General features: G+C 63.4%; 32 protein-coding genes and 1 pseudogene. 15 read left to right on the plus strand and 18 right to left on the minus strand.

Going from position 1 to position 25,807, the window contains the following annotated elements:
- Position 1 precedes the first annotated feature (1 nt).
- A complete protein-coding gene (locus JG746_RS23630) occupies positions 2 to 610 on the minus strand; it encodes a TetR/AcrR family transcriptional regulator (RefSeq protein WP_202354915.1) in 609 nt (202 codons plus the stop codon).
- Between the two features lie 98 nt (positions 611 to 708).
- Here JG746_RS23630 and JG746_RS23635 point away from each other — a divergent pair, with 98 nt between their 5' ends.
- Genes JG746_RS23635 through JG746_RS23645 form a run of 3 tightly spaced genes read left to right on the plus strand, consistent with a single transcriptional unit; the run spans position 709 to position 2,603 of the window.
- Entirely contained in the window at positions 709 to 1,719 is a 1,011-nt protein-coding gene (locus tag JG746_RS23635; RefSeq protein WP_202354916.1) for a zinc-dependent alcohol dehydrogenase family protein, read from the plus strand.
- A 32-nt stretch (positions 1,720 to 1,751) separates the two neighbouring features.
- Positions 1,752 to 2,201 (plus strand): OsmC family protein, encoded by a 450-nt coding sequence (locus tag JG746_RS23640; RefSeq protein WP_202354917.1) that lies wholly within the window; start codon positions 1,752 to 1,754, stop codon positions 2,199 to 2,201.
- Positions 2,202 to 2,216: 15 nt separating this feature from the next.
- Positions 2,217 to 2,603 carry a nuclear transport factor 2 family protein gene (locus JG746_RS23645; RefSeq protein WP_202354918.1) on the plus strand — a complete coding sequence of 129 codons (387 nt, stop codon included), beginning with the start codon at positions 2,217 to 2,219 and terminating at the stop codon, positions 2,601 to 2,603.
- 14 nt (positions 2,604 to 2,617) lie between these two features.
- Here JG746_RS23645 and JG746_RS23650 read toward each other — a convergent pair whose 3' ends face one another.
- The 9 genes from JG746_RS23650 to JG746_RS23690 form a co-directional block, all read right to left on the minus strand.
- Positions 2,618 to 3,229 (minus strand): LysE family translocator, encoded by a 612-nt coding sequence (locus tag JG746_RS23650; protein ID WP_202354919.1) that lies wholly within the window; start codon positions 3,227 to 3,229, stop codon positions 2,618 to 2,620.
- A gap of 71 nt (positions 3,230 to 3,300) precedes the next feature.
- Positions 3,301 to 3,681, minus strand: a complete 381-nt coding sequence (locus tag JG746_RS23655) for a YkgJ family cysteine cluster protein (protein WP_202354920.1) — start codon at positions 3,679 to 3,681, stop codon at positions 3,301 to 3,303.
- Between the two features lie 4 nt (positions 3,682 to 3,685).
- Complete coding sequence (locus JG746_RS23660; protein WP_202354921.1) at positions 3,686 to 3,850, minus strand: hypothetical protein; 165 nt, start codon at positions 3,848 to 3,850, stop codon at positions 3,686 to 3,688.
- Between the two features lies 1 nt (position 3,851).
- Positions 3,852 to 4,259: a hypothetical protein gene (locus JG746_RS23665; protein WP_202354922.1), complete on the minus strand. Its 408-nt coding sequence runs from the start codon at positions 4,257 to 4,259 to the stop codon at positions 3,852 to 3,854.
- Positions 4,259 to 4,486 (minus strand): hypothetical protein, encoded by a 228-nt coding sequence (locus JG746_RS23670; protein ID WP_027046702.1) that lies wholly within the window; start codon positions 4,484 to 4,486, stop codon positions 4,259 to 4,261. The genes JG746_RS23665 and JG746_RS23670 overlap by 1 nt, the downstream gene beginning before the upstream one ends.
- Positions 4,487 to 4,868: 382 nt before the next feature.
- Positions 4,869 to 5,078 (minus strand): cold-shock protein, encoded by a 210-nt coding sequence (locus JG746_RS23675; protein ID WP_010915421.1) that lies wholly within the window; start codon positions 5,076 to 5,078, stop codon positions 4,869 to 4,871.
- 204 nt (positions 5,079 to 5,282) lie between these two features.
- Positions 5,283 to 6,641 carry an HD-GYP domain-containing protein gene (locus tag JG746_RS23680; protein ID WP_202354923.1) on the minus strand — a complete coding sequence of 453 codons (1,359 nt, stop codon included), beginning with the start codon at positions 6,639 to 6,641 and terminating at the stop codon, positions 5,283 to 5,285.
- 179 nt (positions 6,642 to 6,820) lie between these two features.
- Positions 6,821 to 7,150, minus strand: coding sequence for a YciI family protein (locus JG746_RS23685; RefSeq protein WP_244730415.1), 330 nt, complete (start codon positions 7,148 to 7,150; stop codon positions 6,821 to 6,823).
- Positions 7,151 to 7,193: 43 nt separating this feature from the next.
- Positions 7,194 to 7,847, minus strand: a complete 654-nt coding sequence (locus tag JG746_RS23690; protein ID WP_202354925.1) for a glutathione S-transferase family protein — start codon at positions 7,845 to 7,847, stop codon at positions 7,194 to 7,196.
- Between the two features lie 165 nt (positions 7,848 to 8,012).
- Between JG746_RS23690 and JG746_RS23695 the strand changes: the two genes are divergently transcribed.
- Complete coding sequence (locus JG746_RS23695) at positions 8,013 to 8,201, plus strand: CsbD family protein (RefSeq protein WP_202354926.1); 189 nt, start codon at positions 8,013 to 8,015, stop codon at positions 8,199 to 8,201.
- A gap of 58 nt (positions 8,202 to 8,259) precedes the next feature.
- Here JG746_RS23695 and JG746_RS23700 read toward each other — a convergent pair whose 3' ends face one another.
- Entirely contained in the window at positions 8,260 to 9,390 is a 1,131-nt protein-coding gene (locus JG746_RS23700; RefSeq protein WP_202354927.1) for a metallophosphoesterase, read from the minus strand.
- Positions 9,391 to 9,524: 134 nt separating this feature from the next.
- Here JG746_RS23700 and JG746_RS23705 point away from each other — a divergent pair, with 134 nt between their 5' ends.
- On the plus strand, positions 9,525 to 10,118 hold the full coding sequence (locus JG746_RS23705) for a hypothetical protein (protein WP_202354928.1): 594 nt from the start codon (positions 9,525 to 9,527) through the stop codon (positions 10,116 to 10,118).
- 69 nt (positions 10,119 to 10,187) lie between these two features.
- Here the strand turns inward: JG746_RS23705 and JG746_RS23710 are convergent, their stop codons facing one another.
- A complete protein-coding gene (locus JG746_RS23710) occupies positions 10,188 to 10,874 on the minus strand; it encodes a TetR/AcrR family transcriptional regulator (RefSeq protein ID WP_202354929.1) in 687 nt (228 codons plus the stop codon).
- A gap of 94 nt (positions 10,875 to 10,968) precedes the next feature.
- On the opposite strand from JG746_RS23710, the gene JG746_RS23715 reads away from it, so the two are divergent.
- Complete coding sequence (locus tag JG746_RS23715; protein ID WP_202354930.1) at positions 10,969 to 11,748, plus strand: NIPSNAP family protein; 780 nt, start codon at positions 10,969 to 10,971, stop codon at positions 11,746 to 11,748.
- Here JG746_RS23715 and JG746_RS23720 read toward each other — a convergent pair.
- Together JG746_RS23720 and choX are read right to left on the minus strand one after the other, a co-directional pair.
- Positions 11,745 to 12,581 carry an alpha/beta fold hydrolase gene (locus JG746_RS23720; RefSeq protein ID WP_202354931.1) on the minus strand — a complete coding sequence of 279 codons (837 nt, stop codon included), beginning with the start codon at positions 12,579 to 12,581 and terminating at the stop codon, positions 11,745 to 11,747. The genes JG746_RS23715 and JG746_RS23720 overlap by 4 nt on opposite strands.
- Complete coding sequence (gene choX, locus JG746_RS23725) at positions 12,578 to 13,516, minus strand: choline ABC transporter substrate-binding protein (protein WP_202354932.1); 939 nt, start codon at positions 13,514 to 13,516, stop codon at positions 12,578 to 12,580. Before choX ends, JG746_RS23720 begins: the two co-directional genes overlap by 4 nt.
- 119 nt (positions 13,517 to 13,635) lie before the next feature.
- On the opposite strand from choX, the gene betI reads away from it, so the two are divergent.
- The 5 genes from betI to JG746_RS23750 all read left to right on the plus strand — a co-directional run bounded on the left by betI (position 13,636) and on the right by JG746_RS23750 (position 18,030).
- Entirely contained in the window at positions 13,636 to 14,238 is a 603-nt protein-coding gene (gene betI / locus JG746_RS23730; RefSeq protein ID WP_244730419.1) for a choline-binding transcriptional repressor BetI, read from the plus strand.
- Between the two features lie 147 nt (positions 14,239 to 14,385).
- Positions 14,386 to 15,159 carry an SDR family NAD(P)-dependent oxidoreductase gene (locus tag JG746_RS23735; protein WP_202354934.1) on the plus strand — a complete coding sequence of 258 codons (774 nt, stop codon included), beginning with the start codon at positions 14,386 to 14,388 and terminating at the stop codon, positions 15,157 to 15,159.
- A gap of 293 nt (positions 15,160 to 15,452) precedes the next feature.
- Entirely contained in the window at positions 15,453 to 16,850 is a 1,398-nt protein-coding gene (gene fumC / locus JG746_RS23740; protein ID WP_202354935.1) for a class II fumarate hydratase, read from the plus strand.
- 178 nt (positions 16,851 to 17,028) lie between these two features.
- Complete coding sequence (locus tag JG746_RS23745) at positions 17,029 to 17,451, plus strand: DoxX family protein (protein WP_019857403.1); 423 nt, start codon at positions 17,029 to 17,031, stop codon at positions 17,449 to 17,451.
- 156 nt (positions 17,452 to 17,607) lie between these two features.
- Positions 17,608 to 18,030: a DoxX family protein gene (locus JG746_RS23750; RefSeq protein WP_202354936.1), complete on the plus strand. Its 423-nt coding sequence runs from the start codon at positions 17,608 to 17,610 to the stop codon at positions 18,028 to 18,030.
- Between the two features lie 21 nt (positions 18,031 to 18,051).
- On the opposite strand, the gene ppx is transcribed toward JG746_RS23750, so the two are convergent.
- Positions 18,052 to 19,587 carry an exopolyphosphatase gene (gene ppx / locus JG746_RS23755; RefSeq protein WP_202354937.1) on the minus strand — a complete coding sequence of 512 codons (1,536 nt, stop codon included), beginning with the start codon at positions 19,585 to 19,587 and terminating at the stop codon, positions 18,052 to 18,054.
- Positions 19,587 to 21,788 (minus strand): RNA degradosome polyphosphate kinase, encoded by a 2,202-nt coding sequence (locus JG746_RS23760; RefSeq protein WP_202354938.1) that lies wholly within the window; start codon positions 21,786 to 21,788, stop codon positions 19,587 to 19,589. Before JG746_RS23760 ends, ppx begins: the two co-directional genes overlap by 1 nt.
- A gap of 228 nt (positions 21,789 to 22,016) precedes the next feature.
- On the opposite strand from JG746_RS23760, the gene JG746_RS23765 reads away from it, so the two are divergent.
- From JG746_RS23765 to JG746_RS23780, 4 genes and pseudogenes are all read left to right on the plus strand, one after another.
- Positions 22,017 to 22,262 (plus strand): zinc-finger domain-containing protein, encoded by a 246-nt coding sequence (locus JG746_RS23765; RefSeq protein WP_015318409.1) that lies wholly within the window; start codon positions 22,017 to 22,019, stop codon positions 22,260 to 22,262.
- 19 nt (positions 22,263 to 22,281) lie between these two features.
- Entirely contained in the window at positions 22,282 to 23,520 is a 1,239-nt protein-coding gene (locus JG746_RS23770; RefSeq protein WP_202354939.1) for an FAD-dependent monooxygenase, read from the plus strand.
- A 63-nt stretch (positions 23,521 to 23,583) separates the two neighbouring features.
- Positions 23,584 to 23,859 (plus strand): annotated as a pseudogene (locus tag JG746_RS23775) (BrnT family toxin); the annotation flags it as partial.
- A complete protein-coding gene (locus tag JG746_RS23780) occupies positions 23,837 to 24,160 on the plus strand; it encodes a BrnA antitoxin family protein (RefSeq protein WP_202354940.1) in 324 nt (107 codons plus the stop codon). The pseudogene JG746_RS23775 and the gene JG746_RS23780, both read left to right, overlap by 23 nt.
- Here the strand turns inward: JG746_RS23780 and JG746_RS23785 are convergent, their stop codons facing one another.
- Both JG746_RS23785 and JG746_RS23790 read right to left on the minus strand, forming a co-directional pair.
- Positions 24,161 to 24,826, minus strand: coding sequence for a TIGR02117 family protein (locus JG746_RS23785; RefSeq protein WP_202354941.1), 666 nt, complete (start codon positions 24,824 to 24,826; stop codon positions 24,161 to 24,163).
- A gap of 100 nt (positions 24,827 to 24,926) precedes the next feature.
- Positions 24,927 to 25,676, minus strand: a complete 750-nt coding sequence (locus JG746_RS23790) for an amino acid ABC transporter ATP-binding protein (RefSeq protein ID WP_031240865.1) — start codon at positions 25,674 to 25,676, stop codon at positions 24,927 to 24,929.
- Positions 25,677 to 25,807: the final 131 nt, after the last annotated feature.

The raw sequence follows: 25,807 nt of genomic DNA on the forward strand, positions 1-25,807 counted from the left end.
TTCAGACACCGGCCTGCGCGCGTTGCCGTACCTCGCCCGCAAGCACCGCGGCTTCGATCAGCGCCGCGACCTCGTCCGCCACCGCCTGTAGCGGGGCGCGGTCTCGGGTGGCGCGGGCGATCACCATCAGCCCTTCCAGCGACGATTCGACCAGCAGCGCCAGAGCGTGGGCGCGGCGCTCGGGCACCCCGGCCCTGACGAAGGCGTCACGCAACAGGCCTATCCACTGCTCGAAGGCCGATCGGCACAAATCCGCCAGCTCCGGCACGTCGGTTGGTGAGTCCAGCACGACGGGCGCGATCGGACAGCCCAGCGAAAAATGGTTGTCTTCCAGCATGCGCCCTACCGCCTGGTAGATATGATGGACGGCCACAGCCGGATCCCTTTCGGCGGCCAGCGTTTCGCCCAGCCTCGCCGTCACCCCGGCAACGCTGTCACGCGTCACCTCGATCACCAGTTGGTCCTTGCCGCCCGGAAAATGGAAGTAGAGCGAACCGCGCGGCGCGCCGCTGGCACTCAATATGTCGTTGAGCGAGGTGCCGTGATAGCCGCGCTGCCGGAGCAGCAGCGCGGTCGTGTCGAGTATGCGGGTGCGGGTGTCGTTCGCCATGTCAACCTCTGTCAGCAGCGATCATTATAGGGCTTGTGTCGAATATGACAATCGGTCTACATAATATGTAGATCAGTCTACATATCGGAGGCAACGACATGCACAGCTATCGTCTTGACGGGTCGGGCGGGACCGAATGCCTGGTGATGCGCGACGAGCCGGAGCCTCGGCCGAAACCACATGAGATCGTGGTGCGCGTCCGCGCCGCCTCGCTCAACCGCCGCGATACGATGATCCTCAACGGCACCTATCCGCTGCCGCCGCGCCAGAGCGTCGTTCCATTGTGCGACGGAGCTGGAGACGTTGTCGCCATCGGCGAGGCCGTCACCCGCTTCGCCGTTGGTGACCGTGTCACCGGCAGCTATTTCGCACGCTGGATCGACGGCCGCATCAACGCCGGGCTCATCGACCAGCTCGGCTGCACGCTGGACGGCATGCTGGTGGAGTACGCGGTTCTCGACGAACAATGGGCGACGCGCCTGCCCGATCATCTCGAATGGCATGAGGCGGCGACGCTAAGCTGCGCCGGCGTGACCGCCTGGAATGCGGTGACGGGTGCCGGAATTCCAAAGCCAGGCCAATGGGTTCTGGTCATCGGTTCGGGCGGCGTCTCGCTCTTTGTACTGCAGTTCGCCAAGCTGCTCGGCTGCCGCGTCGCCGCCGTCACCTCGCGTAGAGAGAAAGCCGACAGGCTGCGGGCGCTGGGCGCCGACCTTGTGATCTCGACGGCTGATATGCCCGAATGGGGCGCGGCCGTCCGCGACCAGACCGGCGGCGTCGATCTCGTCGTCGAGACCGGTGGCCCGGCGACCTTCGCGCAGTCGTTGATCGCCAGCACGCTTTACGGACACATCGTGCTGCTCACCCTGCAGGATGCGAAAGGCGGATCGATCCAGCTGCCTGCGGCACTCTACCAGCGCAGCCTCGCCACCATCAGTCGCCTCTTCGTCGGCAGCCGGAGCAATCTCGAAGCCATGCTGCGCGCAGTTTCGCAGCACCGCCTGCGGCCCGTCATCGACAAGGTCTTTGCATTCACCGAGGCCCGCGATGCCTATCGCTATTTCCAGCAGGGCGACGTGTTCGGGAAGGTGGTCGTCGACGGCGCCTGACCCATCAGATCTCAAACCAGGGGAGAACGACAATGACCATTCGCGAAGCCTCGGCCAAGTGGCAAGGGACGCTGAAAGAGGGTTCTGGCCGGGTGAAGCTCGGCAGCGGGGTCTTCGAAGGCGCCTATTCCTTCCCGTCGCGTTTCGAGAGCGGTCCAGGCACCAACCCGGAAGAGCTGATCGCCGCAGCGCATGCCGGCTGCTTCTCGATGGCGCTCAGCGCCATACTGGGCATAGCCCATCATATACCGACAAGCATCAGCACCGTTGCCAAGGTGCATCTGGGCGCAACCGCCGCGGGGCCGACGATCACCCGCATCGAGCTTGAGACGCAAGCCGAGATTCCGGGGCTTTCTCCGGACGAATTCCAGAACCTCGCCGAGCGGGCGAAAACGACATGCCTCGTTTCGCGCGCCCTGGCCGGCGTGGCCTCCATCACGCTCAAGGCCGAGCTCCTCGCGACCACCACCACGGCACACTGACATCAGGAGAACGAGATGAAACAGGACAGCACCATCATCCTCCATCCGGACGACCGCTCCGGACAGACGGCCGAGATCATGCGACGCTTCAACGATGTGTTTCAGTTGCACGACCCGTCCGCACTCCCCGACCTGATTGCCGAAGAGTGCGTCATCGAAAACACCGCGCCGGCGCCTGATGGCGCCTGTCATGCCGGGCGGGAAGCCTGCGTCGAGCTGTGGTCGGCGATCGCCACTCAGCCGGGCACGCGCTTCGACCTCGAGGAGACCTTTGTCGCCGGCGACCGGGCGACCATCCGCTGGCGCTACTGGATGGCCGACGGCAACTCCGTACGCGGCGTCAATCTGATGCGTGTCCAGGACGGACGGATCGTCGAGGCAATGGGCTATGTGAAGGGATAGGTGGCCGGTCGCCGCTACCGATCAGCCATGGCCAGCTTGGCGCCGAGCATGACAAACGCACCGGCGAAGGTTCGGCGCATCCAGGTCAGCACCATCGGCCGCGACACGACATGGCTGCGGATCGAAGCGGCGAAGATGCCGTAGCCGACGAAAACCACGAAGGTCAAAAGCATGAAGACGGAGCTCAGTTCCAGCATCTTCGACAGCGCATTGGGCTCGGTGGTGCTGACGAATTGCGGCAGGAAGGCGAAGAAGAAGATCGACAGTTTCGGGTTGAGCACGTTGACGAGGATGCCGGTGGCAATCACCTTGCCGGCTGAGCGCGGCGCGACATTGTCCTCGACGCTGAGGCCGCCCTTCTCCTTCAGCGTGTTCCAGGCCATGTAGAGCAGATAGGCGACGCCGAGATATTTCAGCGTCTCGAAGGCGACCGCACTGGTGTGCAGCAATGCGGCAAGGCCGGTGATGGCGGCCGCCATATGCGGGATGATGCCGAGCGTGCAGCCGAAGGCGGCAATGATCGAGGCCCGCGCACCGCGCGAAAGTCCGGCGCTCAGCGTGTAGAGAACGCCGGTGCCGGGCGAGGCCACGACGATCAGCGACGTCAACATAAATTCGATGCTCACGATGGTTCCTCCACAGCCCTGCCCTGACGCAGCGTAGCCAGCAAGGAAGCTGCGTCAAGCAGCCCACAATTCTAGGACGTCAGCAATCCGTGCTCCCGGCGCGCCATCAGACACTCGGCATCGCCAGGCATGCAGGCACGGCAGACGTCCGGTCGGACGTCGTAAATGCCGCAAGCCGTCGCTTTGCCGACTTCGCCGGACAGGGCCGAACAGCGCACGCCCTCGCAGTGCATGCCCGACAGGTCGGCCGCTACATATTTTTCAGGGATGCGGTCGAGCTGCGCATCGTCCTCGGTGGAGAAGCGTGGCCATTCGGCCGAATAGGAACAGCACGCGCCGCAGCTCTGGCAGTCGAAGAGCGGCGCAGTGGCGTGTTGCGAGGAAAGGCTTGCGGCAGCGACCAGGGCGGGCAGCCCCGACCGGGCCTGATTGCGATCGGCGTCCTGCGGCAAGGCGCTATTTCTTCTTGCCTGTCTTGCGCGCCGGCGCTTCGACCGATGACTTGAACAGATCGGTCGCGGGGTCGGCAGCTTCGCTGGCCTTCGCGGCCGCCGGCTTGGCGGGCTTTGCGACAGGAGCCGGTGCTGCCGGCTGGTCCTTGGCGGAGAATTTAATGGCCATGTCAGTCCTCGTCGGCGAAACGCGATGATGGGGCGCGCGGATTGCGCAAGCGGCCGATCAACGCCGAAACCGCCGTGATGTTCATTTCCTCGGGCGACCAGTTCCTGGCTTCCGCGATGTGATGCGGCGCCAGCTCACGATGCGTGCTGCCGCTGTAGGCGGCGTCCTGGTAGGTCACCCGCTCCAGGGTCTTCTTGTCCTCTCGGACATATTCGATCAGGTAGTTCGGGGCTTCGGCACGGCCGCGCACGCCGACGCGCACCTGGGCATCGCCATGGGCGCGCCTGCAGCGTTCGAGTTTTTCCAGCACGCGCCGGACATATTCGACCGGCTTGTCGAGGGTCTCGACCATGTCGGCGATGGTCGCATCGGAGGCGATCGGCGTTGGCGGTACACGCTTGGTGGCCATCAGCGTTTTCCGGCTCGTTTCGGCTGTGCGGCAAGTGCGGCGGCCGCCGCCATCTCTTCGGCTTCCTTTTCCAGGCGCAGTTCGCGCAAGCGGGCGGTCTTGGCTTCCCGCGCCTCGCTGACGGCGTCGCGCTCGGATAGGATGCGGTTGAGCGACATCGACTGGGTCTGCGTCTTGCTGAACAGCGACACCGCCGGATCGGCGGCGGTCTTCGAATGGGCGGTCAAAGTCTTTCTCCTGTCAGGAGCCTGGTGCCGTTGGGGCAAGACCGGCTCTTCGGTCAGGACCACGCACAAAGCAACACGGCATCGGGGCAATACGGCGGCGGATTCAAATTGCTGAGGCGTCCCTTAGCACGTTCGGCCCGATGCGCAGCGCATTTTCGGCGGCAGCAAGCGTAAAATGAAAAAGGCCAGGCACCGCCTGACCTTCCCTGGGGAGCACCGCGCATCCAGTGGCATCCAGAAGGATGCACAGGCATGCGCAGGAAACGCTCCTCTCATGCGCATGATGTGCTTTGGAAACTCAGGTCTCCATAGCCATGCGCCAGAATTCGCCCTTCACCGGTGCCAGTACATCCGTGGTCACCGGGAGGGCTGAATTCTTTCTTCAGGCCGCCTTCAACTGGTCGGCCGACATCTTGCCGGACTTGTTGTCGCGGACCATCTCGTAGCCGAGCTTCTGGCCCTCGACGATGTCACGCATGCCGGCGCGCTCTACGGCCGAGATGTGGACGAAAACGTCGGCCGAACCGTCGTCAGGCTGAATAAAACCAAAACCTTTGGTGGCGTTGAACCATTTAACTGTGCCGGTGCTCATGACGAACCCTTTCCATGGCAAATATTCGTTAATCGCGGTGCGAATGCACAACGATTTTTGTCTCGATTTTTGATGTGGGAAGTTCGTCAAAGACGCGCTTGAAAGCGCGGATAACAAAAGTCAGTCAAACAAATATCGACATAGTTCTTGTAGAGGCATTTCGCGACGATGTCAAATTCTACGCAAACGGGCAGCTGCATTCGTTCAAGCCGCCATCCGATCCAGTTGCAGGACGGCACGCTGGAGCGCCTCAAAGCAAACCGGATCGATGGCCGTGCCGATATCGTTAGCCATGATCTCGAAGGCTTTCGACACGGGCATCGCCGCGCGATACGGACGCTCCGCCGTCAGCGCATCGAAGATATCGGCCGTGGTGACGATGCGTGTATCGAGGTCAATCGCATCCGCCCCGACGCCGCGCGGATAGCCCTTGCCGTCGAGCCTTTCGTGATGCGCGCCGGCGATACGCGAAAGCTCGCGGAACGCACCGATCCGCGACAAGATGATCTCGCCAAGCGCGGGATGATGGCGCACGGCCGTCCATTCAGCGTCATCAAGCTTGCCGGCTTTATCCAGGATCTGGTTGGAAACGCCAAGCTTGCCTATGTCATGCAGCAAGGCGGCACGTTTCAGCCGCCGCCGACGTTGGTCATCCAGCCCAAGTCCTTCGGCAATCAGATCGGTGAACAGGGCGACGCGTTCGCTGTGGCCGTTGGTGAAAGGCGATTTGGCGTCGACCACCTTGGCAAAGGCAGCGGCGACGTCATCCAGATAGTCATCGTTGATCGGCAGGCGCTCGTCCCCGGGTGACAATTCGATCACCGCAATCGCAAGCTCGGGCGAATCGAGCATCGCCCAGAATCCCGGTGCGCCAGCCGCCCTTTCACACGCCGCGACAAGTCGCGGTTCGAACCAGGTACCGGAACGTGCGCGCAACTCTGCGATCGCTCCCTCGGCACCGGCACTGGCGTAGAAGACGTCAGCGATCTGGGCGACAAGCGCGATGCGCGCAAGAGGCGATATCGCTTCACCAGCCAGACGAGCCGGCTGCCCCTGCCCGTTCCAGTGCTCGTCAAGATCCATGACGCCTCTCGCCACAGGCTCCGGGAATCGCATTTGCCTGACAATCTCGGCGCCGGTCTGGCAACGGGTCTGGAAGAGCTCGTTGGCGATTGTGCCACCGTTCATGGCGACATTGAGCAACGCGCGGAACCGCTCGGCAAGCTTCGCCTTCATACCGGTGCGCGACAGCACGAAGCGCAGGATCTGCGGCAGACTGTCATTGACGAGATGGAAATCGTGTTTCAAGGCGATGTCATCTGCGAGATAGAGGCTGCAGATGCGCGCCGCATTGCTGCTGCAACCGACATCCTTGAGCAGAAGCGTATAGTAGAGATTTGAAAGCTCTATTCGCGACAGGCCGATCTCCCGGCCAATATGAAAGCCGATCCAGCAGGCGCGGACGCAGTGCCCTGTTGGATGGCCTTCGCTGATGTCGAGCGCATAGCTCAGAGCGCTGACCAGTTCGGAGAGCCCGACGCCCTCCTTCTCGACATCCGTCATGTTGCCACCCCTGACATTTTTGGATGAAAACACACGCTCGCTTAACGTTTCGTTCCACTTCGTGGTGTGTGCGGTTGCAAGGGCTTGCGCTTGCCGGTCGGCCAATACAGGTTTTACGTCATGGTCTGAAGGATTGCTCGGCCCGTGGCCGGAGGCCACCGTTAGCTTGCAGTGTCGCCCTACATGATCGTGCTGATCATCGGCAGGATTTCGTAGCGGAAGCCGCGACCCGACCTTGCCACCGGATCGCCATCGGTCACCGCCCTAGCCTCGGCCTCGCCGCCGGCACGCAGGATCAGCAGGCCCCAGGGGCCGGCCGGATCGGCAACGGGACCAGCCATGATCATTACGCCCTCGCGCAGCTTGGCGCGCAAATAGTCGGCATGCCGGCCCATCAGCTCCCTTTCCTCGTCCGTCATGGTGAAGGCGAAGTCCGGCCGCGGCGGGATCAGCCGGCAATGGAAGATTTTTGTCGTCGTGGCTTCACGCGGTGCTTCATTGCCGGCCATTGGTCCTCCTCCAGGAGCGAGTCCTTGTTGCTGTGCGTCGTTCTTATTCGTCGGGCCCAGGCTCCGGCCACGGCTCTTTCGCCGCCTCCCCATACCAGTGCCGCATCGCCGGCATTGCCAGCACGGCGTCGACATAGGCCCTGGTGTCGGGCGCGAGCTCGCCGCCATAGGTATCGAAGCGGGTGACGACCGGCGCGTACATGGCATCGGCTGCCGTGAAATGACCAAACAGGAAGGGGCCGCCCTTGCCGTATTTTTCGCGGCACTCGCGCCAAAGCGCCTCGATGCGCGCCCGCTGTGCCTCGCCTTCCGCGTCGAGCGGCTTGTGGCCTTTCGGCCGCCGCAAATTCATCGGCCAGCCGTAGCGTACCTCGCGAAAACCGGAATGCATCTCGGTCGCCGCCGCGCGCGCCAGAGCGCGGGCGCCGATATCGGCCGGCCAGAGCTTTTTCTCGGGAAACAGGTCGGCAAGATACTCAAGGATGGCAAGGGTTTCCCAGATAATCCTGCCATTGTGATTCAGGACGGGCACCTGGCCGGTCGGCGACACTTTCGCCAGATTGGCAAAGGTCTCGGGTGTGCGCAGCCGCACAAAGCCTTCTTCGAACGGGATCTCCAGATGGCGCATAGCCACCCATGGCCGCAGCGACCATGAGGAAAAGCATTTGTTGCCGATGTAGAGTGTGAATTCCGCCATTTCTCTCCCCATGCGCACGGGTGCGTCTGCGCAACCTAACCCGCCAGCCTTGTCGCCGGAAGCGGGCGCGCGCACTCCCCTGCTTCCGACGCGGCCTGGAACTTAACCGACGCCGGCTCGTTTGTTCCCGGCGGACGAATTCCTCCGAATTCAAACTCCCAGGAGATGCGGACAATGGTGAACAAGGATCAGGTCGCCGGTCTGGCCAAGCAAGTCAAGGGCTCGGTCAAACAGGCCGCCGGCAAGGCGACTGGCAACAGACAGACCCAGGCCGAGGGCATGGCCGACAAGGTCGCCGGCAAGGTGCAGAAGGCCTATGGCGACGTGAAGGACAAGGTCAAGAAGGCGTTCTGATCCCGCATCAAGGCATATCTTTCCCTATTGAAAAAGGCGGCCGCCAGGGCCGCCTTTTTCATGTGCTCCAGCCCTTGCTGAAGGCGTTGGTGAAGATGACCTCGCCTTGGTCGTCGGTTGCCTCGCCCAGCGCCACGTCCATGCCGTCGCTGGTCACCCTGGCCACGGCGAACCCTCCCATATAGGCGGCCTTCGGCTTGAACAGGTCGAGCCCGTCATGGCGGTAGATCAGCGGGGTGTCATGCTGATGGCCGTGGAAGATGCCGACGACGTTGTAGCCCTTCAGCGCCGCCCGCAGCGCCTGCCTGTCGCCATCGCCCCACCAATGCGGCGCACCGGCGCCGCCAACGTCATAGGTGCGCTTGGCGGGATCCCACCGCTCGGTCGAAAACGTGTCCCAGCCATAGTGCTGGAACAGGATGACGGGGCGGCCATCCGCCGCATAGGTCGCCAGATCCTGCTTGAGCCAAGGCAGGCTCGAATCGGCGCCATGACCGGTGTCGCCGGTGAAACGATGCGTCTGGACGAGGTGCAGGCCGCCCCAGTCCCATGAATAGCAATCCGTGTCGACATCGTAGCTGGTGGCCGGTACGGGCGGCTTGAAGAACACGCCGGGGCGGTGGTTGACCTCGACATAGTCGCGCAGCTCGCGCCGATACCAGTCGGCATGGTGCGGCGGACCGTTCTGGTCGAGATCATGATTGCCCAGTCCGACATAGACCGGCATGTGGACGCGATCCGGGCCAACGCCCTGGCTGTAGCGCTGGCTGAACTGCAGCAGCTGCGTACCCTCGCTGGGCTCTGTGATCTGGCCGCCGCCATCGTCGGTGATGTCGCCGCCGACGACAAGACCGAGCGGCATGCCGATCCGGCTGCCGGCCGAACGCAGGCCGGTGGCGACGCCATTGATCGCGGCCGGCCAGTGCTTGTCATTGATGGCGTTCAGCGTCGCGACATTGCGCAGCAGCGCGGCGTCGGTCTTGCCTTCCTGCTGGCAGTTGGGGCTGAGGCCGCTCGCCATGCGGCAGGCATGGACATCGGCGATGAACAGGAAGGTGGCGTCGATGGGTTGGATGCGCTGCCCGGTCTGCCCGCGCGCCGGGCGTGGAAGCGCGCCGGCCGCGGCAAGACCCGCGGCCTGCATCAGAAAGCTGCGTCGTGAAAGCAATCGTGGCGCCCGGTGATTCATGACAGACGGAATTTCAGCACAAGCGACGTCCGTCCGTCCAGTTTCAGCAATATCGCCGGCGCGTTGACCATCGACACCGCCATGAACGTCTGCCACTTCTGCTTGCACTTGTATTTGCAGAAAACGGGGGCATCATGAAGAGCGCGCTTATCGGCATGGCATTGGCGGTTCTGCTGCCGGCAAGTGTTGCGTCTGCCGGTCCATGCGTCGATGCGAAGTCGGCGAAAAACGGGTTCATCCTGGCAATGCCCGGCATCCGAAGCGAGTTTAGGCCCGTCGCCGGCGGGATGATCTCCGTCGCCAACACCTATGAATCGCAGTCACCGCAGAAGCAGTTCCTGTTCGCCGGCCTGATCGAGGTTTTTCGCGACAGCGACACCGGCCGAGTGGCAGCGATCCCGTTTTCCGACCTGCGAAAACTGTTTCCGCTGAAGGCGGGAGCCAAGAGCACGATCGAGTTCATAGAGCTGTCGCCGGACAAGCAGCCGAAGGCCACCAAGACGCTGACACTGGTCGTCAAGGGCAAGGAAACCTTCAGCCTGGGCGGCTGCAAGTACAACGTTCTGGCGGTCAAGGAGACCTTCAAGAACGGAGCCGGCGAGACGCTCGATACGTTCACCGCGCTCTATGCGCCCGATCTGCAAGCCTCGCTTGCCCGGCGCTATGATGAAGGCACCAGCGCGGAAGTGGTCAACGGCTACGAGACGATCAAGCCGCTGGCCGAATAGGGACGGCTGCCGGTTTTCATCGCGACATCGGCCGCAAAGCCGGGCCGCAGCGATCCACCCGCCTCAGAGTCAGAGGGTGCCGGACCGTCGCAGCACCCTGCGACGCCGCCGCACCGCCGGTTCGCCCCGCCGTGACGCAGCCTGGGAGATGCTGCGCTCCAAAGCCGCAAGGCAATCGCGCAAAGGGCCGGCGTCCTGCGCCGTCTTGGCCATCGACATGGCGCCGGAATAGGTGGCGATGGCAAGTGCCGCGAAATGCCGGGGATCGGTGCCTTGTTCCCTGCCCTCCTGCTGGTCGGCCATGACCTTGTCGGCGATCGCCTGGCGCCAGGCTGCAAAGATGCCGGCCAGGGCAGCGCGGAAATCGGGATCGGCAAGCGAAAGCTCATGCGCCAGATTGTTGAGCGGGCAGCCGCGCACGAAGCCCTGCTGCTCTAGTTCCGCCGCCACGGCCTCGAACACGGCCCGCACGCCTTCGCGGGCCGAAGCCGCGGCCACCACAGGCGCGATCCATGTCTCCTCGACCGCCGTCGCCACGCGCTCTTCGATCACCGCCAGGGCCAGCGCCTTCTTGGTCGGAAAGTGATGATGCAACGCGCCGCCGCTGACCCCCGCCGCGGTCATGAGATCGCCGAAGCTGGTCGCGTGATAGCCGCGCGCCTGAAACGCGGCCTCGGCGACATCAAGCACTTTCCTGCGCATGCCTTCGGGGTCGTTGACGCGGTTTCGTGGTCTTGGGCCTGGTCGATTGGTCATCTCTGCTAACATTGCGCGACGATAGCAGGTTGACAAAACAGGACAACCGGTCTGTTTATAAACAGGATGATCATCCTGTTTTGGGAGACTGCCGATGAACCTGCCCCTGAACGCTCCGCAGGCCGCGATGCTTGCCTCACCGGTCGTCGAGCTGAGGCAGTACACATTGAACTCCGGGCAGCGCGAGACGCTGATTGCCCTCTTCGACCGGGAATTCATCGAAAGCCAGGAGGCGACGGGAATGACCGTCATCGGCCAGTTCCGCGATCTGGACCGTCCGGACATGTTCGTCTGGCTGCGCGGCTTCGGCGGCATGGACGCCCGCAAGGAGGCACTGGCCGCCTTCTACGACGGCCCGATCTGGGTGGCGCACCGCGATGCGGCCAATGCGACGATGATCGATTCCGACGATGTGCTGCTGCTGAAGCCGGCATGGCCGGGCGCGGGCTTCGACCTGTCAGGACTTCAGCGGCCGTTTTTTGCCGAGCAGAAAAACTCCAGCGAGGAGAACCGCTTGGCTGGCATTGTTGTCATCCGGATTCATCATTTGCGATCGGGAGCAGAGACCGAATTCGCCAGCCGCTTCGCGGCGGAGGCAGCGCCGATGATGAAGGCGCCCGGCGCTCGTCTCCTCGCCGCCTTTGTCACGGAACACGCTGAAAACAGCTTTCCGCGCCTGCCAGTGCGGGCAAGCGAGAACGTCTTTATTTCCGTCACCCGGTACGACAGTGCCGAGGCACATGCCGGGCATGAAGCCGCCCTCGCCGCCGCGCCGGCATGGCAGGCCTTTTGGCAGGCCGTCCAGCTTGACCTGACCAAACCGACCGAGACCTTGCGGCTGTCGCCGACGTCGCGATCCCTGGTCGAACGCTAGGCGTCGAATGCCTCGACGATGGCTTGCGCGACAAAGGCCGGGTCCTCCCAATGCGGGTTGTGGCCGCACGCTTCGGCGCGCACGAGGCGTGCTCCCGAAAGGCAACGCGACAGCGCCTGCTGATGCGCCTCGCCGAACAGCGGGTCGCACGCGCCGGCGATGATCAGCGTTGGGGTTCGCACCTCTTGCGCCGTACTCGTAAGGTCGGCCCGGCGGATCTCCTCCAGAATGGCGCGCCAGCGGGGCGCAGGCATTGCCGACGCGTCTTTCGCCAGGCCGGCGAGAAACGGCTCGGGCACATCGGGCCGACAGGCATGCCACCACTCATAGAACGGGTCGGCTGGCAATATCGGGTCGCGCAGAGAATGGACCCCCGCGACAAGCGGGTGATCCGATGTGAAATCGGGCTTCAACGTGCCGGCCATGACCACCAGTCCGCCGATGAACTCGCCGTGCCGCGCGGCCAAAGCGACGGCGACCATGGCGCCCAGCGAATGGCCGACGACAACGGGCCGATCGAGTTGCAAATGCTGGATCAGGCTCGCAATGTCATCGGCGAAGTCGGCGATACCAAAGCCCTTGCCCGCCGGCGACGCGCCGTGGCCGCGCAGGTCGGGCATGATCAGCCGGCGGCCGGCCAGATGCGGCGCCAGGAGCGAAAAGCTTCGGCTGGTGTCGGTGAAGCCGTGCAGCAGAACCAGCGCCGGCTCAGTGCCTGAGACCTCGACATAGGCGATCTCGAGGCCGCCGGCATTGATGAATTGCTTGCGGCCGGCCCAGGCGTCCTGTTCCGCCCAGGCATCCGGAGCCGCTTCCAGCGCGACCGATGTCACAGGCCGAGCTTTTCCTTGACCGCGGCAAGGCCGGGCTTGCCGTCGAAGGTGGTGACGCCGGCGAGCCAGGCGTCGAGGCGGTTCTTGTTCGCCGTGATCGCCTTCAGCGCCCCGTCCTCCGGCTTCATGCCGTCATTGATCAGATAGCCCATGCCGACATTCTCGAAATCGATGTCGAAAGCGAGATTCTTCAGCAACTGCGCGACATTGGGGCATTGCTGCAGGTAGCCCTTGCGCACCTGCGTGGTCACCGTCGCGGCGCCGAAATTCGGGCCGAAGAACTTGTCGCCGCCGGTCAGATATTTGAAATCATACATGGTGTTCATCGGATGCGGGGCCCAGCCCTGGAAGACGATGAACTGCTTTTCCTTGATCTCATAGCCGACCTCGGAAAGCATGCCGGCTTCGCTCGACTCGACCACGCGCCAGCCATCGAGGCCGAAGGCCGGATCGGCGATGGCATCCATCATCAATTGATTGGATCCGGGCTCGATCCCGTACATCTTCTTGCCGAACTTGTCGGCGAATTTGTGCAGGTCGGCGAAGTCCTTGACGCCGGCATCCCAGACATAGGTCGGAACGGCGAAGGTGTATTTGGCGCCTTCGAGATTGACGCGGACATTCTCGACCGAGCCGTCCTTCTTGTAGGGCTCGTAATAGGTGACCATGGCCGGATCCCAATAGCCGAGGAACAAGTCCAGGTCGTCGTTCTTCATGCCTTCGTAGATAACGTTGATGCCCAGCACCGAGCTCTGCGGCTGGTAGCCGAGCGCACCCAGCACGACGTTGGCGACGCCGGTGGTGAAGGCAAGATCGTTCCAGCCCGGCTCGGCCATGCGAACCGCCCTGCATTGCTCGGCCTCGGCCGCCTGAGCCGCGTGAGCGCCCAACATCAGGGCTGCGAGACAGACGCCATTCACAAGCATGCGTACCATTTCGATTCTCCTCGTCATCGCTGAATTGACCAACTGGTCTTTTTATTGTCCCATCGGTCAATTGTTGATCTGAGCGGACGAAAATGTCAACGTGGATTCGCAATGCCGGGATCGAACCCATGAAACTCAAGCGTCTCAGCGACATACGCCGCAAGGAGTTGCGGCAGGCCGCCTTCGCGGTACTGGAGCGCGAAGGCATTGCGGGCGCGACCCTGGAAAAGGTGGCCGCCCACGCCGGCGCCTCCAAGGGCATCGTGCTGCACTATTTCCGCAACAAGCAGGAACTGTTCGAGCATGCGATGCGGGAGGCCAACGCCGTGCTGCGCGACGCCGTGGTCGCCCGGCTTCGCCAGGCGCGCACGCCAATGGAGCGGCTCGACGCGGTGATCGACGGCAATTTCGAGGAGCATCTGTACCTGCCGCCGCTTTGCCATGCCTGGCTTTCGCTGTGCGCCGAGGTGCCGCGCGATGCGAAGCTGGCGCGTATCCAGAAGGTGCTGCACGCGCGCATGCGCTCAAACCTATTGTCCGGCCTGCACGGCCTTGCCTCGCCGAGCGACGCCGACGACATCGCGCTTGGCGTCACCGCGCTGATCGACGGGCTCTGGCTGCGGCTCGGCCTGGAGCCGGGCAGCGTGTCGCGGGAACAGGCGATCCGCCAGGTCAAGGATTTCGTCGCCGCTCGCCTGGCCATGCATCAGGCTGTGACCATCGGCGCGTAAACCTGCCCTGGAGGCCCAGCCGGCCGCGCTTGTCCATGCCAACGTTGGCAACCGGCGAAGTTCATACCGTGGGATAGGCCGGCTGCTTGACCCGGGCCGCGGCTATGCGGTGCTCTGGCATTGGCCAAAGCGATCTCGGAGCGCCCGATGAGACTTCAGGACAAGCGCACGCTGGTAATCGGCGGCTCGGACGGCATCGGCCTGGCGATCGCCGAGGCATTCCTGCGCGAGGGCGCCGATGTCCTGATCGTCGGCCGCGACGCCGGCAAGCTAGAAGCCGCACGCCATAGGCTGACGGGGCTCGGCTCGCCCGGCGCGGTGGAGACCTTATCCGCCGATCTTGCTACCAGCTCCGGAATCGCGACTGTTATCGAGGGCGTGAAAGGGACCGGCCGGCCGTTCGACGTTCTCGTCAACAATGCCGGTGTCGCCTATCTCGTGCCGTTCGAGAGCGTCAGCGAGGCGCAGTTCCAGCACTCCTTCGCGCTCAATGTGGCGGCGGCGTTCTTCCTTACCCAGGGGCTGTTGCCGCATTTCGGCGCCGGTGCGTCCGTCATCAACATCTCCTCCTATTTCGCCGGCAAGATGATCCCGAAACGGCCCTCCAGTCTCTATTCCCTCTCCAAGGGCGCGTTGAACTCGCTGACCAAATCGCTGGCCTTCGAGCTCGGCCCGCGCGGCATCCGCGTCAACGCCATCGCGCCCGGCACGGTCGACACCGCCATGCGGCGCAAGACCGTCGACAATCTTCCGGCGGAGGCAAAGGCCGAGCTTAAGGCCTATCTCGAACGCAGCTATCCGCTAGGCCGCATCGGGCGCCCGGATGATCTCGCCGGCATGGCGGTTTATCTGGCTTGCGACGAGGCCGCCTGGACCAGCGGCGGGATCTTCGCGATCGACGGCGGGTACACGGCGGGGTGAGGAGCTAATCTCCCCCCTCGTGGGGGAGATGGCCGGCAGGCCAGAGGGGGGCGCTGTCCCGCCAGCGTTTCAGTTCTTGTTCACTCAATTCCGAGGCGTCCAACCCGCTACCTCGCCTTCCAAATGCCGTGATCCTTCGCGCCCCCCTCTGCCCTGCCGGGCATCTCCACCACGAGGGGGGAGATTAGCTAACCCTTCAACCGATTTGCATCCCTACCCTCCGCAATCTCCGCTTGAAGCCATTTGTGCAACGCGATACGCCCTTGCCCAAATCGACAGACCGGAGACTTGCCGTGAGCGCTCAAAAGACCAGAACCGAAACCGATACGTTCGGCCCGATCGAGGTTGCCGCCGACCGTTATTGGGGCGCGCAGGCGCAGCGTTCCCTGGGCAATTTCAAGATCGGCTGGGAAAAGCAGCCGGCCTCGATCGTGCGTGCGCTGGGCATCGTCAAGCGCGCGGCGGCGGAAGCCAATATGGAGCTGAAGCGGCTCGATCCGGCGATCGGCAAGGCGATCATCGCGGCGGCGCAAGAGGTCATCGACGGCAAGCTCAACGACCATTTCCCGCTGGTGGTCTGGCAGACCGGCTCGGGCACGCAGTCCAACATGAACGCCAATGAGGTGATCTCCAACCGGGCGATCGAGATGCTGGGCGGCGTCATGGGCTCGAAGAAGCCGGTGCACCCCAACGATCACGTCAACATGAGCCAGTCGTCGAACGACACCTATCCGACCGCCATGCACATCGCGTGTGCCGAGCGCATCGTGCACGATCTGCTGCCGGCGCTGAAGCACCTGCACAAGGCGCTGGACGCCAAGGCCAGGGCCTTCAACCACATCATCAAGATCGGCCGCACCCACACGCAAGATGCCACGCCGCTGACGCTGGGCCAGGAATTTTCCGGCTACGCCGCGCAGGTCGCCTCCTCGATCAAGCGCATCGAAATGACGCTGCCCGGCCTGCAGGAACTGGCGCAGGGCGGCACCGCCGTCGGCACCGGCCTCAACGCGCCAGTCGGCTTCGCCGAGCGGGTGGCGGATCGCATCGCCGCCATCACAGGCATCGCCTTCGTCACCGCGCCGAACAAATTCGAAGCGCTCGCGGCGCACGATTCCATGGTGTTCTCGCATGGCGCCATCAACGCCGCGGCGGCAGCACTCTTCAAGATCGCCAACGACATCCGTTTCCTCGGTTCGGGCCCGCGATCGGGCCTTGGCGAATTGTCGCTGCCGGAAAACGAACCCGGCTCGTCGATCATGCCGGGCAAGGTCAATCCGACGCAGTGCGAGGCGATGACGCAGGTCTGCGTCCAGGTGTTCGGCAACAATGCGGCACTGACCTTCGCCGGCAGCCAGGGCCATTTCGAGCTCAATGTCTACAACCCGCTGATGGCCTACAATTTCCTGCAGTCGGTGCAGTTGCTCGCCGACGCTTCGGTCTCCTTCACCGACAATTGCGTTGTCGGCATCGAAGCGCGCGAAGACAACATCAAGGCGGCACTCGACCGCTCGCTGATGCTGGTGACCGCACTTGCGCCCACCATCGGCTACGACAACGCCGCCAAGATCGCCAAGACGGCGCACAAGAACGGCACCACGCTGCGCGAGGAAGCGCTGGCCACGGGGCTGGTCAGCGAGGCCGATTATGACCGGCTGGTGCGGCCGGAGGACATGACGCACCCTGGGTAAGACTGTCTTTCGGCGGGAGAATTTACTCCCGCCTCCGCATCGCCCGACACGAATTTCGCGTTTTTCCGCCATTCACGGAAATGTATGGCCTGTGAACAATGTGTCGCCGGATAGGCGGCTTTGGTGAACAGTCGGCATCGTCTATCTGATGGCCATTCAACCCATTCGGAGAGACACCATGTCCATCAACACTTCCGCCGCCGGCGCCGGCACCGCGTCCAACAGCTCTGTCACCATCCTGCTTGGCCGCATCCTGCTCGCGGTCATTTTCCTGCTTTCCGGTTTCGGCAAGCTGACCGCCATTTCCGGCACCGCTGCCTATTTCGGCGGCCTCGGCCTGCCGGCTCCGACCGCAACGGCTGTGGTCGTCGGCCTCATCGAACTGCTCGGCGGCCTCGCCATCCTCGTCGGTTTCCAGACCCGTGTCGCCGCCTGGGTGCTGGCGATCTTCACCGTCGCCACCGGGCTGGTCGCCCATACCGGCTGGGCCGACCAGATGCAGATGATCCAGTTCCTCAAGAACCTCGCCATCACCGGCGGCTTCCTGCTGCTGGCTTCGTCGGGCGCCGGCGCCTACTCGATCGACGCCAAGCGCGGCTGAATCTTCCTCCCAAGCCTCGACAAAAGCGGCGCGGAATTTTCCGCGCCGCTTTTTCGTTGTCTGGAATAGCCGGTCCGGTTTCGGCCGCAGCCTCACAGGCGTAGACTGCGCGGCAGCCGGCTCGGGCCCAACCGGGCGCCGGCAAGGGAGGTGGCCATGACCCGCGATGCTTTGCTTCTGGTTTCGCGACTGCTGTTTGCCGTGCTGTTCGTACCGTCCGGCTTCCAGGCGCTCGCCAACATTGCCGGCACATCCGATTATTTCGCCGGCCTCGGCCTGCCGCTGCCAGCGCTCGCCGCCTGGGGCACGGGCCTGTTCGAATTGATCGCAGGCTTGCTGATACTCGTCGGCCTCCAGACCACGATCGTGGCGCTGCTGCTGGCGGCCTTCTGCGTCGTCGCAGGCTTCATCGGCCACTATGGCCAGGGGGCTGACGATGCGACACTCACCTTCCTGCACCAACAGATGCTGATGAAGGACATTGCGATATCAGGCGGTTTCCTGGCGCTGGCCATGGCTGGCGCGGGCGCCTGGTCGGCCGACGGACGTGGTTTTGGTGTCGGCGCGGACGTGACCTGAGCCTCTGCCTGCCAGAACGCCCTACTTCACCGAAACGCTCGGCCCGCCCTCGACAGCCAGCACCAGGCGCCGATTGGTGATCCGCGCCAGTTGCGCCAGGCGGCCGGCCGGCCGCTCGCCGTAGAGATCAGAGAGCGACGCCGGCAAGACCAGCGCCAGCACACCGTTGGCGCGCTGTTCCCATTTCAGCCTGGGCATGATGCCGGGCATCGAGGCCGTCAGCAGGTAGACCACCCGCATCATCGCCGCCAGCACGCGAGCCCGCTCGAGGTAGCGTGGCGTCGCCAGCGCCTTGATTTCGGGTGCGATGGATTCGTTGAAGATGCCGTCATGGCGATAGGCGTTGGCCAAAGCCAGGAAGGCACGACCGGGATGGTCGACGCCGAAGAAGGAGGCGTGCGCAATGATGTTGAGCGACTGCCTGCCGCGATATTCCGGGTGCGCGCGCCAGCCGATGTCGGCCAGCAAGGCGGCGGCGTGGCGGTAGCGCGCCTCGTCCTCGGTCTCGTCTATGCCGAAGGCGGCGAAGGATTTGGCCGTCCAGTCGACCAGTTCATGCGCATGGGTGACCGAGCGCGAACGCAAGCGGGCGAGTTCCTCGGACGCCGAAATCAACGGATCGGCCTTCTGCTCTGCTTCGTCGAGCAGCGAATAGAGAAAGCCTTCGCGCACGCCGAGCGCCGAGACGATGATCTTCGACGGCTGCATCGCCGCCATGATCTCCTGCAGCACGATGGCGCCATAGGGCAGCAGCGAGCGGCGGTTCTTCGAAACGCCCTCGATGCCCTTGACCTTCTCGATCTCGGCCTTGGCCACCTGCTTGAGAAAATTCGCCGCGCTGTCGGCCGACATCTCGTAATGGTGCATGACGCCAAGCGGGTAGTTGGTCATCTCCATGTGCAGCCGGGCGAGGTTTCGCCAGGTGCCGCCAACGGCGTAGAAGGGCCGGCCCTGCCCGCCTTTCAACAGCTTGGCCCGTGCCAGCTCGTCGCGCGCGATCTTCTGCGCCTGGGCGAGCGAGTTCTTCGCCATATCCTGCAGGCGCAGGCCGCCGAGCGGCAGCGTTATACCGTCGCCGATCGCCTCGCCATTGACGTCGACCAGTTCGAGGCTGCCGCCGCCCAGGTCGCCGGCGATGCCATTGGCCGGATGGAAGCCGGAAATGACGCCAAGCGCCGAATAATAGGCTTCCTGGCGCCCGCTGATCACGCGGATCTCGGTTTTCAGGACCTCTTCGGCGCGATGGATGAAGTCGGGGCCGTTGATCGCTTCGCGCGCGGCGGCGGTGGCCAGCACATACATATGCTCGGCGCCGGCCTGATCGGAGAGCGCGCGAAAGCGGCGGAACTCTTCCATCGAGCGGGTCACCGCCTCGGGGTCGAGCTTTCCGGTCGAAACGATGCCGCGGCCAAGACCGGCCAGCATCTTTTCGTTGAACAGCATGGTCGGCGAGCGCGCCAGCCCTTCATAGACAACGAGGCGGATCGAATTCGACCCGATGTCGATGATGGACAACGGTCGGCGGTCCTGCAACCGGCCCTGGGAATCAGACAGCATCACGCGGACGCTGCAGCGTTCTTCTTGCGGCGCTTGAACTGCGCGATGCGCTTGGGCGCATGCGACTTCAGCGCGTCACCCCGTCCCGACAGGCTCGGATTGGTCATGAAATATTCCTGCGCGTTGAACGGTTCCTCGCCCTCTTCCAGCACCACGCGCCGTGAGGTTCCATCCGCCAATACGTCGAAACTTTGCTGATTGTCCATGATGTTGCCCAGCATGATCTGGCCCAAAATCTGTTCATGCACAGTTGGATTGGTGATCGGCACCATGGTCTCGACGCGACGGTCGAGATTGCGCGGCATCAGGTCGGCCGAGGAGATGTAGACGATCGCTTCGTCCGACGGCAGGCCATGGCCATTGCCGAAGCAATAGATGCGGCTGTGTTCGAGGAAGCGTCCGACGATCGATTTGACCCTGATGTTTTCCGACAGGCCCGGCACCTGCGGCCGCAGGCAGCAAATGCCGCGCACGACGAGGTCGATCTCGACACCGGCGCGGCTGGCATCGTAGAGCGCGTCGATGATGATCGGATCGACCAGCGCGTTCATCTTCATCCAGATGCGCGCCGGCTTTCCTTCCAGCGCATGGGCAACTTCGCCGGAAATGTGCTGCAGGATACGGTTCCTGAGCGTGAACGGCGAGATCGCCAGCCGCATTTCGGCGGTCGGCTCGGCATAGCCGGTGATGAAATTGAACAGCTGGGCGACGTCGCGGGCGATCGTCGGATCGGTGGTGAAGAAGGACAGGTCGGTGTAGATGCGCGCGGTGACCGGATGGTAGTTGCCGGTGCCCAGATGCACGTAGTTGCGCAGCTTGCCATCCTCGCGCCGCACCACCAGTGACATTTTCGCGTGGGTCTTCAATTCGAGGAACCCGAACACGACCTGCACGCCGGCGCGCTCGAGGTCGCGCGCCCAGCGGATGTTGGCTTCCTCGTCGAAGCGCGCCTTGAGCTCGACCAGCGCGGTCACCGACTTGCCGGCCTCGGCGGCGTCGACCAGCGCACGCACGATGGGACTGTCGTTGGAGGTGCGGTAAAGCGTCTGCTTGATCGCCACCACTTCGGGATCGGCCATGGCCTGGCGCAGGAACTGCACCACGACGTCGAAGGATTCGTAGGGGTGGTGGACGACGATGTCCTTCTCGCGGATGGCCGCGAAGCAGTCGCCGCCATGCTCGCGGATACGCTCGGGAAAACGCGGATTGTAGGGCGTGAACTTCAGGTCGTCGCGAGGAATGGAGACGATCTCGGAGATCTGGCTGAGCGCCAGCGGACCGGTCAAGACGCTGATACGGCTCGACGAGACGCCAAGCTCGCCGGCGACGAACTCGCGCAATTCGCCAGGCATCAGCCTGTCGAACTCGATGCGGATCACCGACCCGCGGCGGCGGCGCTTCAGCGCCGTCTCGAACAGGCGCACGAGGTCCTCGGACTCCTCCTCGACCTCGATATCGCTGTCACGAATGATGCGGAACGTGCCGGAACCCTTGACCTCATAGCCAGGGAACAGCTTGCCGATATAGAGGCCGACCGCCTCTTCCAGCGGGATGAAGCGGACATGGTTCTTGCGATCCGGAAGCCGGATGAAGCGCTTCAGCGCCACCGGCAGGCGCAGAAGCGCGCTCATCTCCTCGCCATTCTTGCGGTGGCGCAGCTGCAGCGCCATCGAGAAGCCGAGATTGGGAATAAACGGGAACGGGTGCGCCGGGTCGATCGACAACGGGGTGAGCACCGGAAACACCTGGTCCTGGAAATGCTCTTCCAGCCAGACTTTCTCGTCCTTGGTCAGCGCATCGCGCGTAATGCTCTCGATACCTTCCTTGTTGAGCAGCACGGTGAGCGCCGAAAGGCTCTTCTGCTGGTCTTCCTGCAGCCGCTCGACTTCGCGCAGCAGCTGTTCGAGCTGCTGTTCGGGCGTGCGGCCGTCAGGGCTTTTCAGCGTGATGCCTTCGCGCACCTGGCCGGCGAGGCCGGCGACACGCACCATGAAGAACTCGTCGAGATTGGCGGCCGAGATCGACAAGAAGCGGACTCGCTCCAGCAGCGGATGATGGGTGTTCAGCGATTCCTCGAGCACGCGGCGGTTGAACTGCAGCCAGGAAAACTCGCGGTTGACGAAACGATCCGGGTTGCCGCCCTCTGCACTGGCCACCTCGACGTTGACGAATTCGCTCTGCACCGGCTTCAGTTCATTCATCGTCCCTGCCCACAACCGTTCCTTTGAAGCGTCGCCAGATGGCGATGGACGCTCTAACATGCCTTTATGACGTGTGATCGGTAGCGGAATCGCTTTGCGCCCGCGCTCACACGCTTAACCGGCTCAACTTATCCTCTGACAGGGTTTTGCGACAGTTTCATTTCATCGATCTTGCAAAGAGACCTGTTATGATCCAGATGCATGCGAGACTGCGTTAAGGAGACGACGATGGCAGGCGGTTCCATTCCCCATTTCCAGAACGATGCCGGCCATCCGGCGATCGACATCGGGGTCAAGGAATTCATGTGCACGGGCGCCAATCCGCCTTTCGATCACCCGCATGTGTTTCTCGACATGGGCGACGACAATGAGAAAGTTTGCCCCTATTGCTCGACGCTCTACCGCTATTCGCCGAAGCTGAAGGCGACCGAAACGCTGCCGGCGGGCTGCCTCTACATCGACCAGGCCGCCTGATTCCTTCCCGACAGAGCTGATGGACGACACGCGCTCCCGGCAAATCGTCATCGCCGGAGCGGGCGTCGCCGGGCTGACCGCGGCACTTGCTTTTGCCAGACGCGGCTACCCCGTGCGGGTGTTCGAACAGGCGCCGCGCCTGGAAGCCGTAGGCGCCGGCCTCCAGCTCTCTCCCAACGCGACACGCATCCTGCGCGACCTCGGCGTACTCGACCGGCTGTTGCCGGCGGCGGTGCGGCCGGAGGCGGTGGTGCTGAAGGATGCCAGGACGTTGCGCCAGCTGGCTCAGGTGCCGTTGGGGCAATCGGGTGAAGACCGCTGGGGAGCCCCGTATCTCGTCGCGCACCGGGCGGACCTGCAGAGCGCGCTGATGGCGCGTGTAGCAGAGATGCCTGATGTCCATCTCACAACCGGTGCGCGCGTCCAAAGAATTGCGACCGGCAGCCATGGTGTCACGGCGACCGTCGAGCTCGGCGGCAAGACGGCAGAGGAACAAGGCTCCTTGCTGGTCGGCGCCGATGGCGTCTGGTCGTCGGTGCGCGGGCTTGTCGATGCGAAAAGGATGGCGTCGCCAAGAAGCCGTTTTTCGGGAGAGTTGGCCTGGCGCACCACCGTCGCGGCCGACAGCAGCGCCGGGCAAGCCTTTGTCGCGATCGGCGCGGCCGATTGCGTCACGACTTTCCTGCATCCAGGTTTCCACATGGTCGCCTATCCCGTCAGCAAGGGCGACGCCTTCAACCTCGTCGCCTTCACCAAAGGCGAGCGGATCGCCGAGGGCTGGTCCGGCCATGCCGATCCCGGCATCCTCGCAGCCGCTATGCGCGGCACCGCGCCAGGACTCGTGAGGCTGGTGGAAATGGCCGGCCCTTGGCTGACATGGCCGCTGCATACCGTCGAACAGAAACAGCCCTGGACAACGCCAGCCGGCATCGCGCTGATCGGCGATGCCGCCCATGCGATGACGCCATTCGCGGCGCAGGGCGCGGCGATGGCGATCGAGGATGCGGCGACGCTTGCCACTCTGGTCGCCGACTTCCCCGGCGATCCGCGGCAGAGCCTCAGCATCTGGGAAAATCTGCGACGGCCCCGCGTGGAAAAGGTGCTTAAGCGCGGTGCGCTCAACCGGCTTGCCTGGCACGCCCGAGGCCCGGTGGCGCTGGCCCGCAACCTGGTGCTGGCGACACGACCGGCGGAGAAGCTCGCGGCCGACCTCGACTGGCTCTATGGCTGGCAGCTGCAGAAGATCGTTCGGCGGTAGGGCATCGAGGCCAGCTACCTTGACGTAATGGTTACATCATATGGAAGAATTGCGATTTGAACGGATCCGGAAAAGGCCAAATCGAATCTGCGAAAACATGGGGTGAGTTTCGAGACCGCAGTTCGCGTTTTCTCCGACCCCTTCGCGCTGGTGGAACAGGACAGAGTTGAGGACGGTGAGTACCGCTGGCAAACGACACGCATGGTTGACGGCGCGCTTGTATTGCTGGTTGCCCATGCCGACCGCGAAGAAGACGGCATAGAGGTGATCCGGATCATTTCAGCGCGGCGGGCCGCGCCGATAGAAAGAAAACGTTATGCGCAAAGTCATTCGATATAAGTTTGACCCGGCAAATCCACCTCCGCTGACGGAAGCCCAGAAGGCGGAAATTGCGGCTTTGAAGGCGCGCCCCGAAGATGATGTCGATACCAGTGATATCCCTGAATTGACTGAAGATTTCTGGCAGAACGCTGTTCGAAATCCGTATTTCAGACCGATTAAGCAGCAGCTGACCCTTCGTCTCGATTCTGACCTCGTCGCGTGGTTCAAGGGGCGTACGCCCGACGGTCGCGGTTATCAAAGCGCGATCAACAAGGCATTGCGCGAATACGTGACGAAGCAGGACCGCAAAGCCGGTTAGCTAATTATACAGCCGCAACGACCATCCCAGCGACACAGGCAACGGGTTCCACCAGCCGGTGCGCAGGCCGGCGGTGCGCAACGCCGCCGCCGTCCAGGTGTTGCAGCCGACCAGCGCGTTGAAATGGCCGTTGGCTTCGTAGAAGCGGTCGTAGCTGGAGTAAGCCGCATTCTCGACGACGATCGGGCCACCAGGCCCCCGCTGAAAACTGGCCTCGATGAAATCGAGCAGGGCCGCGAATTGGTCATCCCCAATGTCGAAGCCGGCGACATCGGGATGCGGTTCGACGATATCGCCGGCGACATCGACATGCATGACCGACGCGTCGAGGGTCAGCGCCTTCATGACCGGTACGGCCTTGAGCTCAGACCAGGTCGGTGTTTCCAGATAGAAGGCGCGGCCGCCCCAACCGACGACGATGTAGCGCACTTCCGGAGCATCGGCAGGCAGCCCGGCGTCCACCAGGAAGTGGAAGCGCTTGCGTACGGCATCGTCCACCGGAATGGCGATGTCGGTATGGATCGGGTTCTTCAGCACCAGTATGTGCCGCGTGCCCTCGCTCGCGGACGCCGCCGGCCAGAGCGGGCGCGGCACCAGCGTGCCGAGGACCGCCGCAAGCACGATCGCGGCCAGTACCATAGTGAGGAAACGCAGGACTTTTCTCATCGATGCCCCCTGCTGCCCTGCCGCCAATCGCATGAGGCCATCCATAAGCAAAGAGCCCGGCCGCATTGCGGCCGGGCTCTTGCGCTTGATGTGGAGCCGCTCAGTGCAGGATCTGGCTGAGGAACAGTTTGGTGCGCTCATGGCGCGGGTGGTCGAAGAACTCGGCCGGCGTGTTCTGCTCGACGATCTGGCCCTGATCCATGAAGATCACCCGGTTGGCGACCTTGCGGGCAAAGCCCATTTCGTGGGTGACGCACAGCATGGTCATGCCTTCTTCGGCGAGACCCACCATGGTCTCCAGCACTTCCTTGATCATTTCAGGGTCGAGCGCCGAGGTCGGCTCATCGAACAGCATGATGCGCGGGTTCATGCACAGCGAGCGCGCGATCGCCACGCGCTGCTGCTGGCCGCCGGACAGCTGGCCCGGATATTTGTTGGCCTGCTCCGGGATTTTCACGCGCTTGAGGAAATGCATGGCGATTTCCTCGGCCTGCTTCTTCGGCGTCTTGCGCACCCAGATCGGCGCCAGCGTGCAGTTCTCCAGGATGGTCAGGTGCGGGAACAGGTTGAAGTGCTGGAACACCATGCCGACCTCGCGGCGCACCTCGTCGATCTTCTTCAGATCGTTGGTCAGTTCCTTGCCGTCGACGATGATCTTGCCCTTCTGGTGCTCTTCCAGCCGGTTGATGCAGCGGATCATCGTCGATTTGCCCGAGCCGGACGGCCCGCAGATGACGATGCGTTCGCCGCGCATCACCTTCAGGTTGATGTCCTTCAGCACATGGAACTCGCCGTACCATTTGTGCATGGCGATGATGTCGATGGCGACATCGGTGGTCGAGATGTGCATCTTGGCGGCGTTGACCTTGATCTCTTCCGCGCTGACGGCGTTTTCGGTGGCCATGACAGGGTCCCCTTGTTCTTTTATCTTTGGTTATGATGCATGTCGTCGTCCCAAAACCGCAACACAGTTTTGGGCGA

Source organism: Mesorhizobium sp. 113-3-3, from assembly GCF_016756495.1.
GTDB lineage: Bacteria > Pseudomonadota > Alphaproteobacteria > Rhizobiales > Rhizobiaceae > Mesorhizobium.